This window comes from Pseudomonas jessenii (genome assembly GCF_002236115.1).
Taxonomy (GTDB): Bacteria; Pseudomonadota; Gammaproteobacteria; order Pseudomonadales; family Pseudomonadaceae; genus Aquipseudomonas; species Aquipseudomonas jessenii.
Genome location: NZ_NIWT01000001.1, coordinates 544,915 through 560,751 on the forward strand (window position 1 = coordinate 544,915; position 15,837 = coordinate 560,751).

Annotated in this window: 11 protein-coding genes; 4 read left to right on the forward strand and 7 right to left on the reverse strand. The window is 61.3% G+C overall.

Going from position 1 to position 15,837, the window contains the following annotated elements:
* The first annotated feature begins 50 nt into the window (after positions 1 to 50).
* A complete protein-coding gene (locus tag PSJE_RS02550) occupies positions 51 to 428 on the forward strand; it encodes a response regulator (RefSeq protein ID WP_057714773.1) in 378 nt (125 codons plus the stop codon).
* 4 nt (positions 429 to 432) lie between these two features.
* Here PSJE_RS02550 and PSJE_RS02555 read toward each other — a convergent pair whose 3' ends face one another.
* From PSJE_RS02555 to PSJE_RS02565, 3 genes are all read right to left on the reverse strand, one after another.
* Positions 433 to 2,103, reverse strand: a complete 1,671-nt coding sequence (locus PSJE_RS02555) for an ATP-binding protein (protein WP_090455298.1) — start codon at positions 2,101 to 2,103, stop codon at positions 433 to 435.
* Positions 2,100 to 3,602 carry an ATPase domain-containing protein gene (locus PSJE_RS02560; RefSeq protein WP_090455296.1) on the reverse strand — a complete coding sequence of 501 codons (1,503 nt, stop codon included), beginning with the start codon at positions 3,600 to 3,602 and terminating at the stop codon, positions 2,100 to 2,102. Before PSJE_RS02560 ends, PSJE_RS02555 begins: the two co-directional genes overlap by 4 nt.
* Positions 3,603 to 3,718: 116 nt before the next feature.
* The gene (locus PSJE_RS02565) at positions 3,719 to 4,774 is read right to left on the reverse strand and encodes a tetratricopeptide repeat protein (protein ID WP_090455294.1); all 1,056 of its coding nucleotides are present in this window, start codon (positions 4,772 to 4,774) and stop codon (positions 3,719 to 3,721) included.
* A gap of 215 nt (positions 4,775 to 4,989) precedes the next feature.
* On the opposite strand from PSJE_RS02565, the gene PSJE_RS02570 reads away from it, so the two are divergent.
* From PSJE_RS02570 to PSJE_RS02580, 3 genes are read left to right on the forward strand one after another with little or no spacing between them, the layout of a single operon-like run.
* Positions 4,990 to 7,125 (forward strand): FUSC family protein, encoded by a 2,136-nt coding sequence (locus PSJE_RS02570; RefSeq protein WP_090455293.1) that lies wholly within the window; start codon positions 4,990 to 4,992, stop codon positions 7,123 to 7,125.
* Complete coding sequence (locus PSJE_RS02575) at positions 7,115 to 7,315, forward strand: DUF1656 domain-containing protein (protein WP_032829912.1); 201 nt, start codon at positions 7,115 to 7,117, stop codon at positions 7,313 to 7,315. Before PSJE_RS02570 ends, PSJE_RS02575 begins: the two co-directional genes overlap by 11 nt.
* A gap of 4 nt (positions 7,316 to 7,319) precedes the next feature.
* Positions 7,320 to 8,285, forward strand: coding sequence for an HlyD family secretion protein (locus PSJE_RS02580; RefSeq protein WP_090455291.1), 966 nt, complete (start codon positions 7,320 to 7,322; stop codon positions 8,283 to 8,285).
* A 206-nt stretch (positions 8,286 to 8,491) separates the two neighbouring features.
* On the opposite strand, the gene PSJE_RS02585 is transcribed toward PSJE_RS02580, so the two are convergent.
* From PSJE_RS02585 to PSJE_RS02600, 4 genes are all read right to left on the reverse strand, one after another.
* Positions 8,492 to 9,913, reverse strand: coding sequence for an efflux transporter outer membrane subunit (locus tag PSJE_RS02585; protein ID WP_090455289.1), 1,422 nt, complete (start codon positions 9,911 to 9,913; stop codon positions 8,492 to 8,494).
* The gene (locus PSJE_RS02590) at positions 9,913 to 13,092 is read right to left on the reverse strand and encodes an efflux RND transporter permease subunit (RefSeq protein ID WP_057714780.1); all 3,180 of its coding nucleotides are present in this window, start codon (positions 13,090 to 13,092) and stop codon (positions 9,913 to 9,915) included. The genes PSJE_RS02585 and PSJE_RS02590 overlap by 1 nt, the downstream gene beginning before the upstream one ends.
* Before the next feature lie 12 nt (positions 13,093 to 13,104).
* Positions 13,105 to 14,358, reverse strand: a complete 1,254-nt coding sequence (gene mexE / locus PSJE_RS02595) for a multidrug efflux RND transporter periplasmic adaptor subunit MexE (protein WP_057714781.1) — start codon at positions 14,356 to 14,358, stop codon at positions 13,105 to 13,107.
* Between the two features lie 320 nt (positions 14,359 to 14,678).
* Positions 14,679 to 15,596 carry a LysR family transcriptional regulator gene (locus PSJE_RS02600; protein ID WP_090455287.1) on the reverse strand — a complete coding sequence of 306 codons (918 nt, stop codon included), beginning with the start codon at positions 15,594 to 15,596 and terminating at the stop codon, positions 14,679 to 14,681.
* Between the last annotated feature and the right edge of the window lie 241 nt (positions 15,597 to 15,837).

Genomic DNA, 15,837 nt, shown 5'->3' on the forward strand with positions numbered 1-15,837 from the left:
TGGTCGACCCCACGGTCTATCAGCAGCAATTGACCGAGCAAAGGCTTCCCATGAGCGAAGATGCACAAGATGTAGTACTCGTCGTCGAGGACGATCCCTCGATTCTGATGGTGCTGTCCGCTTATCTGTCGGGCGAGGGTTACCGCGTATTGCAGGCCGAAAACGGCGAGCAGGCTTTCGAAATCCTGGCGAGCAAACCGCACCTGGACATGATGATCACCGACTTCCGCCTGCCCGGAGGAATCTCCGGCGTGCAGATCGCCGAGCCCGCCGTGAAGCTGCGACCGGAACTCAAGGTGATCTTCATCAGCGGCTATGCTCAGGAAATCCGCGAGACCGACAGCCCGATTACGCACAAGGCACCGATCCTGGAAAAACCTTTCGATCTGGATAAATTGCAGGAATTGATGCAGGACATGCTTTCGTAAGCCTTCAGGCCCTGATCATCTCCCTGACCTTCGCCGTCAACAGGTCGAAGGTAAACGGCTTGGTGATCATCTGCATGCCCGGATCGAGGAACCCGCCACGCACCGCAGCGTGCTCGGCGTAGCCGGTGATGAACAGCACCCTCAGCTCGGGACGCAACTGCCGGCCGATTTCCGCCAGTTGCCGGCCATTCATACCGGGCAAGCCGACATCGCTGATCAGCAGGTCGATGCGCTGGGCCGAATCGAGTATCGGCACCGCGCTATCGCCATCACAAGCCTCGACGTAGGCATAACCCAGGTCGCTCAACACCGTGCTGACCAGCACCCGCACCGCCGGATCGTCCTCGACAATCAACACCGTCTCGCCACTCCTGGCCAAAGGTGAATGCTCGACGTCCGATGGATGGTCCCGAGGCAGGTCTCCACCGAAGCGTGGCAGGAACAGGCTCACCGTGGTGCCCTCGCCCACGACGCTTTGGATGGCGACGTGACCTCCCGATTGTTTGCTGAAACCATAGATCATTGATAACCCCAGCCCGGTGCCCTGGCCGATAGGCTTGGTGGTGAAGAAGGGGTCGAAGGCGCGGTTGATGGTGCTTTGCGGCATGCCACAGCCGGTGTCCGTCACGCTGAGCACCACATAGTCACCCGCATCGAGATTGCTCTGGCCTTGGGTGAAATCCTCGTCAAAGTGCTGGTTCGAAGTCGAGACCACCAGACTGCCGCCATTGGGCATGGCATCGCGGGCATTGATCACCAGGTTGAGCAGGGCGCTTTCCAGTTGATTGGGGTCGGCTTCGGCCACCCACAGGTGCTCGTCCAGTTGCATGTCCAGACGAATGGTTTCGTTGATGCTGCGTTGCAGCAGTTCATCCATGGAGATCACCAGGGTGTTCATTTCCACGGGTTTCGAATCCAGCGACTGGCGCCGGGAAAACGCCAGCAGGCGGTGGGTCAGGCCCGCCGCGCGGTTGGCCGAAGTCACCCCCAGATCGATCAGGCTGTCCAGGTCTTCGGTTCGCCCCCGGGCCAGGCGTCGACGCAACAACTCCAGGCTGCCGATGATACCGGTCAGCATGTTGTTGAAATCATGGGCGATGCCGCCGGTGAGCTGGCCGACGGCTTCCATTTTCTGCGACTGGCGCAACGCTTCCTCGTTGTGACGCAGTTGCGCGGTGCGCTCTTGCACCTGCTGTTCAAGGGTTTCGAGGGTGTTCTGCAGGCGCAATTCGCTCTGGCTCAAGTCGATCAACCGATCCCTGGCTTCGTACTGTCGTCGCCGCCCGCGCAGGGCCGTGGTGACCAGGCTGATCAGTGTGACCGGGTGAAATGGCCGTTCGAGGAAGGTCACGTTGCCCAATTGCGGGCCGAAGCGCGATGCCGGGTTCTGTTGCGGGCCGCCATGGTGTGTCATCAACACGATCGGCAGATCCGACCACGCGGGCTGCTGTTCGATCAGGCAGATCAGCGGTTCCGGATCAGCGCCCAACAGCGCCTCGCAAGAGATCAGCAGCAGGCCGGCACCCTGTTCAAGTTCGGCGCACAATCCGGGCAGGTCGGGGCTGATCACCCCGTGAAACCCGGCCTCGTTGAGCATCATCAGGGCTATCTGGCCGTCGCGCCCTCGCGGCGCAAGGATGATTGCGCGCTCGGACGTCGCTTGCATGTCCGTCACGGGATTTCGTCCGCGAGCAATGGATTGCTGGCGCCGAGATACGTGGGTACGCCGCGCAATACGCCCTGAAAGGCTTCCAGGGGCTCACCGATGGTCATGCCCTGGGCGCTGATGCGGTATTCACGGATGGTCGACTCATGGCTGCCGGTACGTTTCTTGATGATCGAAATGGCCCGGCGCACCTTGCCCAGGGCTTCGAAGTAACGCAGCAGAATGACTGTGTCGGCCAGGTAGGTGATGTCGACCGGCGCCTGCATGTCGCCGACCAGGCCGTGCTGAGCGACCGTCATGAAGGTCGCGGCGCCTTGGCGATTGAGGTACAGCAGTAGCTCGTGCATGTGCAGCACCAAGGCGTTTTCTTCCGGCATCGCCGCCTGATAGCCGTTGATGCTGTCGATCACCACGGTCTTTATATTGCCTTCGTCCACGCAGCGCCGGACCCGGTGGGAGAACTCGCCGGGGGACAGCTCGGCCGCGTCCACTTGTTCGACCAGCAAATTGCCGCTGTCTTGCATTGCCTGCAAATCGATGCCGATGTTCTTCATGCGCTCGAACAACAACCCCAACTCTTCATCTAAAATGAATAACGCGGCTTTTTCGCCCCGGGCCACGGCCGCGGCGGCGAACACCATGGCGATCAGCGATTTGCCGGTCCCCGCCGGGCCGAGAATCAAGGTGCTGGAACCCGTCTCGATACCGCCGCCCAGCAGCGCATCCATTTCCCGGATGCCGCTGGTCAATTGCTGACGCAGGTATTGACCGCGATGTTCGGCGGCCACCAGGCGCGGGAATACACGCACGCCATCGCCCGTGATGGTGAAGTCATGGAAGCCGCCGCGGTACTTCTGGCCGCGGTACTTGACCACGCGGATGCGACGTCGCTCGGCGCCGTAGTTCGGGGTCAATTCTTCCAGGCGAATCACGCCGTGGGCCACGCTGTGCACGGTTTTGTCCAGGGACTCGGCGGTCAGGTCATCGAGCAGCAACACCGTGGCGTCGTAACGCACGAAATAATGCTTGATGGCCAGAATCTGCCGACGGTAGCGCAGCGAGCTTTGCGCCAGCAGGCGAATCTCGGAAAGGCTGTCCAGGACAACGCGGGTCGGCTTGACCCGCTCGACCACCTCGAAGATCTGGCGGGTGGCTTCACCCAGTTCCAGGTCGGAGGAATAGAGCAGTGTCTGCTGCTGTTCGACATTGAGCAGGCTTTCCGGGGGCGTCAGTTCGAAGATATGGACGTTTTCGTCCATCTCCCAGCCATGGGACAAGGCGCCCTGGCGCAGCTCGCGTTCGGTTTCAGAGAGGGTGATGTACAAGGAGCGTTCGCCGGCTTGCGCGCCTGCCAACAGGAAGTGCAGCGCCACGGTGGTCTTGCCGGTGCCCGGCTCGCCTTCGAGCAAAAACACATGTCCGCGGGACAGTCCGCCATCGAGGATATCGTCCAGACCTTCGATACCGGTGGCGGCCTTGTCTCGGTTCAAATCGTTGGATAGAGACAAACAAGCGTCCTCATATGGCCAGGGTCAACGAGGCAGCCGCTGCGAAGCGCCATAACGGGCTGCCTGTTCACTTGACCCTTGGCCAGGACGACGGTTCAACGAAATTTCAGTCGGGGTCAAAGCCCTTGTTGCAACGCAGGATCATCGGGGTTCATCTGTTCGAGTTGGGCCAACAGGATCTGCACGTTTTGCAGCTGCCCGCTTTCCTTCCAGTAGTTGATCAGCAGCACCCGGGCCTTGCGATCGTTCGGATGGCGCTGAACGATTTCCTGCAACTGTTTCTGCGCCGCTTCGAGCTCCTGCTCACCGTGCAACGTGGTGGCCAGGTCGTAGCGGTAGTCCCGGTTATTGGGCTCAAGTTCAACGGCCTTGGACAGGCCGAGCAGGGCGAATTCGCTTTGCTCGTGATGCAGCAGCCAGAGCCCCAACGCGTGTTGCAGGTAGGCCGAGTTGGGTTGTGCCTGCAGTTGCCTGGCCAACAGTTGCCGGGCTGCGTCGTTCTGGCCCTGTTTATCCAGCACTTCGATTTGCAGTACCAGCGCCGGCAGGTTGTCCGGCGCCAGGCGCAGGGTGTTGTCCAGCGCCTGTTGCGCTTGCTTGAGCTCGGCGTTGTGCAAGTGCAGTCGGGCGAGTTGGTATTGGTTTTCGGCACTTTGCGGCGCGCTCTTGAGCACTTGCTCCCAGGCATCGATGGCTTGCTCCAGCGGCCCGAAATACAAACCCAGTTCATCCGGGGACAATCCCAGCAGCGCGTTGATCGCCGCCAGCCGCACGCTTTGTTCGCTGTCATCGAGCAATGGCCCCAGCAGCAGACTGCGCTGGCCGTTCGGTACCAGGCCGCTGATGCTTCTGATCGCCGCGATACGTACCTCGGGCGACTCGTTCTGCAGGTCGGCATCCGCCAGCTTCAGGGCCACCGAGCTTGGATAGTTGGGCAGCTCGGCATGCAACCCGATACGACGTTTGGGGGACAGGTCCGGACGGGCCAATTGCTGATAGAGCACCCGCGCCGCACCCGGTTGGCCGGCCCGGGCAGCCGCCAGCGCTTCGCTGTAGCCGTGCAGGATGGCTTCGGGAACCACCGGGGTGGTATCGCGCAGGGAAAACCAGACACCGCCGATGACGAGCAGGGCGAAGAGGCTGATAAACAGAAGGCGGCGGGACTTGGGCATGCAGGAATCCGGAAGCTGGCAAGCTTTTGCAAAGGCGCAAGCTTCGGTCAGGCCAGGCTTTGAGTCAAACCTTGACGCCGTTCTCGCTCGATTCAAACCGTTGAACAGCCCTTCAGCCGACAATCCACGGGCCGGCAAGCTGCGTCGATGGCAAAACCTCTCGAGGCACCGCAGCAGTGACTACGCTTGCTGGAGGTGTCTCGACGAGTGTTCCCATGCAAGCGTTGTTGCAATACTTCAAGGCGATTTTCAACCCCGGCCCCGGGGTGTTGCTGTTTGCCTTGCGAACCATCGCGGCCGGGTTGTTGACCCTGTACCTGGCGTTTTTGTTCGATCTGGACCAGCCCAAGTGGTCGATCATGGCCGTGGTCATCATCAGCCAGCCACTGGCTGGCATGGTGCTGGCCCGCAGTTTTGGCCAAGTGATCGGCACCACGCTGGGGGCGGCCGTGGCGGTGTTGATCATGGCGATCTTTCCCCAGGCACCGCTGCCGTTCATCACCACCCTGGCGTTGTGGCTGGCGCTGTGCACCGCCGGTGGCACGCTGTTGCGCTACACCAGTTCCGGGGCATTCGTGCTCAGTGGCTACACCGCCGTGGTCATCGCGTTGCTGGCGATTCCCGATCAGGACGGCACCTTTTTGCTGGCAGTGACCCGCCTCACCGAAACCTTGCTGGCGGTTGCCTGCGTGTGCGTGGTCAGCCTGCTCACCGCCAGGCCGGAAGCCGTGGCCCGTGATTACTTCGCCAAAATCGACCAAATCACCCGGTTGCTGGCCACCCATGCCAGCGCCGTCATCCGCACCGAAGAGAGCGAAGCCGAATTCCAGCAGCGGCAAATGCTACTGCTGGGCCAGATCAGCGGCCTGGAGGGCGTGCGTCGGCACATGTACTACGATGCGCCCCGGTTACGCAGCGCCAACGGCCTGGTGCAACTGCTGGGCAACCAATTGGTGTTGTTGACCGCGCGGCTGACCGCCCTGCGCCACCAGCGGCTGCTGTTGACTGAGCGCTGGGAGGGCGAGCTGCCTGAAGAGATTCAACGGCTGCGTGCCGAAGAGCTGGACTTTCTCGATGAACTGGCGCGGGAGGGGCGTTCGCTGTCCAGTGAAAAGCGCCATCATTTCACATCGCTGCAACAACGCTTTGATGAGCTGGCCTACAGAGCCGAACAATTGACCGAGCCGCTGCCGGCCACCTTGCGTTCGCTGGCCTGGTCGCTGCGCTGGGAGCAGGCGCGCCTGTTGCAGCAGCTTGAGCAGATTCTGGAGCTGAGCGATGCCATCCAGAGCGGGCGCCCCGCCAGCAGCGTGTTTCGCGGGCGGGAAAATCCGCTGCATCTGGACTTCACCCTGGCGACGATGAATGCCGTCCGGGCCTTTTGCGCGCTGTTGATCGCCGGCCTGATCTGGATCGAAACCGGCTGGGACGGTGCGCGAGCCGGGATGGTGCTGGTGGGCATCCTTTGCTCGCTGATGTCGACGTTTCCCCGACCGCTACTGGCTGTTCAAAGCTATGCCAGGGGGTTCGGGCTGGCACTGGTGGTCTCGGCGCTCCTTCAGTTCATGTTTGTGCCGATGATCAGCAATTTCGAGATGCTTGCCTTGCTGCTGGCGCCCTTGCTCTACGCCGTAGCGGTGGGGCTGGCCAGTCCACCTACCACAGGTACCGGGATTGGCCTGGGGCTCACGACGTTTTTGTTGCTTGGCCCGTTGAATGTGGGGATTGGTCAAAACACCGCGAGCCAGTGGTTCGAGTTTGCCGGGGCCTATACCTGTGCAACCGTGCTGGCTTTGAGTGTCTATGCGCTGATCTTTCCGTTCAGACCGGATTTTCGCATGCGCCGGCTCTACAAAGAGAGCTGCGAGCAGGTGTACGCCTTGCTGAAAACCTCGGCGAGCGATGAACAGCAGTTTGCGTTCGAGAGCCGTATGGTTGATCGCCTGACCATGATGTTGGGGCTGCTGCCGGCGACCCGGGAGCCACAATCGCGCGAGCTGTTTCAAGTCAGCCTGGCCTGCATGGCATTGGGTATCGCCTTGAATCAGCTGCGGCAGCAAGGGCAGAACAACGCACTGCTGAGTCCGGATCTGCAACGTCGCCTGTTTTCGACAGTCCGGGAAACGGGCAGGCTGGTTGCCGGTCGGCCCGGGGTCGAAGTGGTGCAGGTGCTTGATAGCCTCCACACCTTGGGCGACGACCTGGATGCCCTGCATACCGATGTTCACGAACACTTGTGGTCGGTGTTCCGCATGCGTGTGGCGCTGCTGATCGTGGTGTCGTTCGTGGAACGCTATCGCGGCCACTTTCAACCCTCAGGCCTTGAAGGAGACCCTGTCCTTGCCCATTGATCTGGAAGTGGGTGGTGCCTATCTGCCCCCGATTGCCCAGGCGCTGCTGCTGGGCTTGCCGATTTTCCTGTTGCTGGACTGGACATTGCGGCGCCTTGGCGTGCTGCAGTTTGTCTGGCACGAGGCGTTGTTCGAAGGCGCGTTGTATGCCTGCGTCTGCGCCACGTTGATTCTGGTCATGGGAGCCTGAAGCCTTGAAGAACATCCTTTCCCGACTCACGACGGTGGCGGTGGTATTGCTGGCCTTCATCCTGGGCTGGTTCGCCTGGGAGCATTACACCCGCGCACCCTGGACCCGGGATGCCCGGGTGCGTGCCGATGTGGTGAGCTTGTCCGCCGACGTTTCGGGGCGAATCGTCAGCCTGGCCGTGCAGGACAACCAACGTGTGAGCAAAGGCCAGGCGCTGCTGGAGATCGATCCGGCGCGTTACACCCTGGCGGTGGAGCATGCCAAGCGCGCGGTGGAGGTGGCGAAAGCCTCGCTAGGGCAGGCCCAGGCGGCGATTATCTCCAGCGAAGCGTTGCTCAAACAACGTCAGAGCGAGGAGCAGCGCCGGCGCACGCTCAAGGATCGTTCAGCGATTTCCGGTGAAGAGTGGGAGAAAGCCAGCACCGACGTGTCGGTGGCCCAGGCCGACTTGATGCGTAATCAGGCGAGTCTGGTGTTGGCCCAGGCCAACGTGCAACTGGCCATCGCGGCATTGACCCAGTCCGAGCTCGACTTGCAGCGTACCCATGTCGTCTCCCCGGTGACCGGTTATGTCACCAATCTGCTGACCCGGGAGGGTGATTACGCCTCGGCTGGCGGCCCATTGTTGGCGCTGGTGGACAGCGAGTCGTTCTATGTCAGCGGTTACTTCGAAGAAACCAAGTTGCCGCGGATCGGAGAGGGCGACCGGGTCAAGATCGAGTTGATGAGTGGCGAAACGTTCGGCGGCAAAGTGCAGAGTATTGCCTTCGCCATTGCCGACCGGGAAAACCTGCCGGGCGGCCGTCTGCTGGCCAGCATCAACCCCAGCTACACCTGGATCAAACTGGCGCAACGGGTGCCGGTGCGGATCGAGATCGATGCCGACTATGCCGGTAAAAACAACCTGCGGGCGGGGACCACGGCTACCGTGACCGTCCAGGAAACCCGCAAATCCAAAGACCAGCACTAACCCCCCCTGTGGGAGCGAGCTTGCTCGCGATAGCGGTGGATCAGTCAACATCATTGGTGAAGGTGCTTGCGTCATCGCGAGCAAGCTCGCTCCCACAGGGGGGTGTACTGCCTTTTTCAGGGCAAAAAAAGCCCCGCGACCGAATGAGACGCAGGGCAAGGAAATTGGTTGGTTGCGGCCAACCAAAGGAGCACTTTGAAACTGTATTACTTGCTCGCGACCGTCTCCGGCTGCCAGCCACCACCGAGGGCCTTGTAGATCGCGACGATGCCGCGATACAGGTCAACCTCGGCCTGGGCCTGGGTGTCTTCGGCCGCCAGGCGTTCACGCTGCGCATCAAGCAGTACGAGGAAATCGGACGTGCCTTCGCGGTAGCGGATTTGCGCCAGGTCGGCAGCCGAGCGGCTGGACTCGCTCTGGCGAATCAGCGAGATCAGGCGCTGTTGGCGTTTGCCGTAGTCGCTGAAAGCGTTTTCCGATTCTTCCAGGGCCAGCAACACTTGCTGCTCGTAAGTCGCCAGGGCGCCTTCGGCATCGGCGTCGGCGCCACGTATGCGGGCTTTTACGCTACCCAGGTCAAACGCGGCCCAGGTGATGCTCGGGCCCAGCGCCCAGGCGTTGGCCGCCGAAGAACCGATCTGCGAACCACGTCCGGCAGTCCAGCCGAGGAAGCCGCTGAGGCTGACCCGCGGGAACAGATCCGCCTTGGCCACGCCGATACGCGCGGTGGCCGAGGCCAGTTGGCGTTCGGCACTGCGAATGTCCGGACGGCGTTGCAGCAGTTCACCCGGATCGCCGATCGGCAGGGCCTTGGCAATCGCCGGCAAGTCTTTCGGGCTCAGGTCCACGGTCAGCTTGTCCGGACGTTCACCCAGCAGGGTGGCGATGCGGTTTTTCTGCCGAACCTGTTCGGCCTGCAGTTGCGGCACGCTGGCCTCAACCGACGCCAGTCGCGCATCGGCGCGCTCCACATCGAGCTGGTCGCCGACGCCGGCATCACGCAGGCTGATGGTGATCTTGCGCGACTCCTGCTGGTTCTCTAGGTTGGCCAGGGCAATTTTCTCCCGCAACTGCGCGCCGCGCAGCTGCCCGTAGGAGTCCACCAGTTCGGCAATCATGGTGACTTGCAGTTGGTACAGATCGGCCTCGAATGCCTGTTGCTCGGCGTTGGCCGACTCCAGGTTGCGCTGGATGCGGCCGAACAAGTCAATCTCCCAGGCCATGTCCAGGCCCAGATCATAGCGTTCGCTGTTGACCCGGTCGGTGGTCTGGCCCGGAATCTGGCCTTTGCCCAGGTCACTGCTGACGCGGCTGGTGATGGTCGGCATGGCGTCGTTGCTGACGTCATCGCGGATCGCCCGCGCCGCTTTCCAGCGGGCGAAGGCGACGCGCAGATCACGGTTGCCTTGCAGGGATTGCGTCACCAGCTGGTTGAGGGTCGGGTCTTCGAACTGCTGCCACCAGATGCCTTCGAAACGCGAACGGTCAAAGTTCTTCTGGCCGGCGGCGCCATCGGTGGCGGCCGTGATGTTGGCCGCCTCGGTGGTTGGCGTCTTGTAGTCCGGGCCCACGGCACAGGCACTCAGGGCCAGTACCAGCAGGCTCGGCAGGAAGGCTTTCAAACTCATCAGTGCGACTCCAGCTTCAGGGTGGCCTTGGCAGCTTTGCGTGCCTGGCCGCGCTCGACAAAGTTACGGATCAGTACGTAGAACACCGGCGTCAGCAACAGACCGAAGAAGGTCACCCCAAGCATCCCGGAGAACACCGCGACACCCATGGCGTGGCGCATTTCGGCACCGGCGCCGCTGGAGAACACCAGGGGCACCACACCCATGATGAACGCGAAGGAGGTCATCAGGATCGGCCGCAGACGCAGACGGCACGCTTCCAGGACCGCAGCCAGCGGGCTCAAGCCTTCCTCCTGTTTGTCCTTGGCGAACTCGACGATCAGGATCGCGTTCTTGCAGGCAAGCCCCACCAATACGATCAAACCGATCTGGGTAAAGATGTTGTTGTCACCGCCGGAGGCGATCACACCGGTGATGGCCGACAGCAGGGTCATCGGTACGATCAGGATCACCGCCAGTGGCAGGCTCCAGCTTTCGTATTGAGCCGCCAGTACCAGGAACGCCAGCAGCACACAGAGCGGGAACACGAACAATGCCGTGTTACCGGACAGGATCTGCTGGTAGGTCAGGTCGGTCCATTCGTAGGTCATGCCGTTGGGCAGTTCTTCCTTGAGCAGTTTCTCGATGGCTTTTTCGGCCTGGCCGGAACTGTAGCCGGGAGCTGCCGCACCGTTGATTTCAGCGGTGATGAAGCCGTTGTAGTGCATCACGCGGTCCGGGCCCGAGGTATCGCTGACCTTGATGAAGGTCGCCAGCGGGATCATCTCGCCCTTGTTGTTACGCACTTTCAGCTGGCCGATCTGGTCGGATTCGAGACGGAACTGCTGCTCGGCCTGAACGTTGACCTGATAGGTACGACCAAAGCGGTTGAAGTCGTTGGCATACAGCGAACCCAGATAGATCTGCAGGGTGTCGAAGATGTCGCTGACGGCCACGCCGTGGGTCTTGGCTTTTTCCCGGTCGATGGCGGCATCGACCTGGGGCACGTTCACCGTGTAGCTGGTGAACAGGCCGGCCAGTTCCGGCACGTTGTGGCTCTTGTTGATGATGTTCATGGTTTCCTTGTACAGCTCTTCGTAGCCCAGGTTGCCCCGGTCTTCGATCTGCAGGCGGAAACCACCGATGGTGCCCAGGCCTTGTACCGGCGGCGGCGGGAAGATCGCCATGTAGGCTTCCTGGATATTCGCGTACTGGCCGTTCAAGGCACCGGCAATCGCACCGGCGGACATGCTCGGGTCTTTACGTTCGTCGAACGGTTTGAGGGTCACGAACACGATGCCGGCGTTCGGACTGTTGGTGAAACCGTTGATCGACAGGCCCGGGAAGGCCACGGCGCTTTCCACGCCGGGCTGTTTCAGCGCCAGCTCGGACATGCGCTTGATCACGTCTTCGGTACGGTCCAGGCTCGAGGCATCCGGCAGTTGCGCGAAGGCCACCAGGTATTGCTTGTCCTGGCCGGGGACGAAACCGGTCGGAGTGCTGGAGAAACCGAAGAAGGTCAGGACCATCAGGCCGGCGTACAGCAGCAGGGCGATGCCGCTTGAGCGGATCACGCGGGCAACGGTGCCGACATAACCATGGCTGGCCTTTTCAAAGAAGCGGTTGAACGGACGGAACAACCAGCCACCGAAAATCTTGTCCAGCACCTTGGAGAAACGGTCCTTCGGCGCGTCATGGCCCTTGAGCAACACCGCGGCGAGCGCCGGCGACAGGGTCAGGGAGTTGAAGGCCGAGATCACCGTGGAAATCGCGATGGTCAGGGCGAACTGTTTGTAGAACTGGCCGGTCAGGCCGGAAATGAACGCCGCCGGAACGAATACCGCACACAGCACCAGCGCCGTGGCGATGATCGGGCCGGTTACCTCGCCCATGGCTTTTTTGGTCGCTTCAACCGGGGTCAATCCGAGTTCGATGTTCCGCTCGACGTTCTCCACCACCACGATGGCGTCGTCCACCACGATACCGATCGCCAATACCAGGCCGAACAGCGACAGGGCGTTGAGTGAGAAGCCAAACAGATGCATCACGGCAAAGGTACCGATCAGCGATACCGGCACAGCGACAAGCGGAATGATCGAGGCGCGCCAGGTTTGCAGGAACAGGATCACCACGAGTACCACGAGGATCAGTGCTTCGAAGAGGGTGTGAACCACCGCTTCGATGGAGCCGCGCACGAAGATCGTCGGGTCATAGACGATGCTGAAGTCCATGCCTTCGGGGAAGTTCTTCTTCAGTTCGGCCATTTTCGACCGCACTTCGTTGGAGATTTCGATGGCGTTGGAACCCGGACGCTGGAAGATCGGGATCGCCACCGCCGGCTGGTTGTTCAGCAACGAACGCAGGGCGTACTGGCTGGAGCCCAGCTCGACGCGAGCGATGTCTTTGAGGCGAGTGATTTCACCGTTGTCGCCAGAGCGAATGATGATGTTCTCGAACTCTTCCTCGGACACCAGACGGCCCTGGGTGTTGACCGACAACTGGAAGGCCGTGGCATTCGGTGCAGGCGGCGCACCCAAGGCACCAGCCGCCACTTGACGGTTCTGCTCACGAATCGCCGTGACCACATCGGTGGCGGTCAGGTTGCGCGAAGCGGTCTTGTTCGGGTCGAGCCAGACACGCAGGGAGTAATCGCCCATGCCAAACAACTGCACATCGCCGACACCACCCAGACGCGCTAGCTCATCCTTGATGTTGAGCAAGGCGTAGTTGGACAGGTAGAGCATGTCGTAGCGTTTGTCCGGCGAGGTCAAGTGCACAACCATGGTCAGGTCGGGCGAAGCCTTGTCCACGGTGATACCGATGCGCGTCACTTCCTCGGGAAGTTTTGGCTCGGTCCGTGTCACACGGTTCTGCACCTGCACCTGTGCGTTGTCCAGGTCAGTGCCCAGCGCAAAGGTGATGGTCAGGGTGATCTTGCCGTCAGCGGTGGACTGCGAGGACATGTACAGCATGTTCTCGACACCGGTGATGGCTTGCTCCAGTGGAGCGGCCACGGTTTCACCGATGACTTTTGGGTTGGCACCCGGGAAGTTGGCACGAACCACAACGGTCGGCGGTACCACTTCCGGGTATTCGCTGATCGGCAGCTGGAACAGCGAGATGGCGCCGGCGATCAGGATCAGCAGCGAAAGCACCGCTGCAAAGATCGGCCGTGAAATGAAGAATTGGGAAAAATTCATCGTAAAAATCCCTTAACCGCGTGGGGTCGTGGCAGCCAGTTTCACAGCCGTGCCCGGCGCAACCCTGGCAGGCGCGACTTGGGGCAGGTTGCTGGCTTCCAGCGCTTGGCGTTGTTGTGCGAGTGCCGCGAGGGTTTGTTCGCTGGCCATCGGAATCACTTCAGGGGTGACCGGTGAGCCAGGGCGCACCCGTTGCAGGCCCTTGACGATGATGGTGTCGTCCTTGTTCAGGCCATTGCGCACAATGCGCAGACCTTCGATCTTCGGACCCAGCTCCACCGCGCGGTAGGCGGTCTTGTTGTCGGCATCCATCACCAGCACGAACTTCTTGCCCAGGTCGGTGCCGACCGCTTCGTCATTGATCAGCATGGCGCTGTAAGTGCCGCTGCCCACCAGTTTCAGGCGTGCATACAGGCCCGGGGTGTAGCTGCCATCGCTGTTGTCGAACACGGCGCGTCCACGAATGGTGCCGGTCTTCGGGTTGACCTGGTTGTCGACGAAGTTCATCACGCCCTGGTGCGGGTTGCCGTCCTCGTTGGACAGGCCCATGTAGACCGGGGTGGTGGCGCCGCGCTTGCCCTGGCGAGCGAGCTCGGTGTACTTGAGGAACACACGCTCGTCCGCGTCGAAGTAGGCGTACACCTTGTCAGTGGAGACCACGCTGGTCAGCGGGGTGGTGTCGGCAGTCACCAGGTTGCCGGCGGTGATTTCCGCACGGCTGACGCGGCCGCTGATTGGAGCAGTCACACGAGTAAAGCTCAGGTTCAGCCTGGCCAGATCCAGCTGCGCTTGCAGGGCGCCGACCGCGGCGCGGGCTTCCTGGGCGGCGCTGGTCCGCGAGTCGGCCAGTTCGGCGGAAATCGCGTTGCTGGTGCGCAGGCGCTCACCGCGTTGGGCTTCGTTTTCGCTGCGGGTGGCATTGGCGCGCGATTGTGCAACCAGTGCTTCGAGGCGGCGGACCTCAGCCTGGAACGGACGCGGGTCGATCTGGAACAGCAGGTCGCCTTTCTTGACCAGGGCGCCTTCCGTGAACGCCACTTCATCGATCTGGCCGGAGACCCGTGGACGAATCTCGACGGTTTCCGGCGCTTCGAGACGGCCGGTGAATTCGTCCCATTCGTTGACCGGCTGTTCCAGCACCTTGGCCACGCTGACCTTGGCCGCTGGCATGCTGGCGGCGGTTTCCGGGGCCTTGCCGCAAGCGCTGATCACCACTACGGCCAACAAAGCCAACGGGAAGCGCAAATGTTTGAGTGACTGTTCCATGGATGCATCCGCCAATGTGTTGAGATTGGCGAATGATGCGCGGCGGGTTTGTATCTCACGAATCGAATGGGGCGAAGGTAACTATCATCCGGAATGATATAAGACCCAAGCCAGCCCTCTAGCCTGCGCCTTGTGTTCGGTCGTCATCAACTGGATTGATGACAATTGTGAGTTGCATTGGATGCAATGGTCAGATCTGGAACCGTGTTGCGGCCATCGCGAGCAAGCTCGCTCCCACATTGGATCTTCGTTGTTCCCAAATCCCTGTGGGAGCGAGCCTTGCCTGCGAAGAGGCCTGCAGCCCTCCTGCAAAGTCAGGATCAGGCCAAGCTATCCGGATCCCCAAAAAACATCTGAATCCGCGACCGCAACCAACGCTCCCCCGGATCATTATCCTGGGACCCGCGCCACGCCATGTGCAACTCGAAACTGCGCACCGGCAACGGCGGATCTTCGGCCCGCACTCCGCCAGCGGCAGTCAGCGCATCGGCTGTGTAGTCCGGCACCGTCGCCACGATGTCGGTGCCCGCGAGAAGGGTGCTCAACCCGTTGAACTGCGGAACGGCGAGCACCACATGCCGTTTGCGACCGAGCTTTTCCAGCTCTTCATCGATGAAGCCGCTGAGGTCGCCAGCGAACGACACCAGTGCATGGGGGCGAGCGCAGTAATCATCCAGGCTCAACGGCCCCGGCACGGTGTCGGCGCGCAACAGCTTCGGTTGGCTGCGGCGCAGTACCTTGCGTTTGGCGTTGGCCGGCAGGTCGGTGGTGTAACTGACACCGATGGATATCTCACCGGATGCCAGCAACCCCGGCATCAGGATGTAGTTGACCCGACGTACCACCAGCACAATCCCCGGCGATTCGGCACGCAGGCGCTTGAGCAGCATCGGCAGCAAGGCGAACTCGACGTCGTCCGAAAGGCCGATGCGGAACACGGCGGTACTTGTGGCAGGATCGAACTCGGCCGCACGGCTGACGGCGGTGGAAATCGAATCCAGTGCCGGGGAGAGCAGGGCGAAGATCTCGACCGCCCTGGCGGACGGCTCCATGCTGCGGCCGGTACGCACAAACAAAGGATCATCGAACAGGCCGCGCAGGCGCGAGAGCGCCGCACTGATGGCTGGCTGGCCGAGGAACAGTTTTTCCGCAGCACGGGTCACGCTGCGTTCGTGCATCAATGTTTCGAAAACGATCAACAGGTTCAGGTCGACACGACGCAGGTCATTACGATTCATCTGGAGTCCTGGCAGAGTCAGCAAGCTTGACGTGGGCGGCCATATGAGAACAATGGCCAGCAGGAATATTACGGGGAAAGACTGGTACTCTGCACCGGGTAATTCAGTTTTTCCTACATAGGCTGCTTCGGTTTCTTACGACATTTGACGATGTTGCCGCCGCTGCGGAATCAATGACAGGCATGTCGACTATTAATAGCCACAGATAGTGTTGGGTTGAAAGCCCGGCTAGAGTTCATGG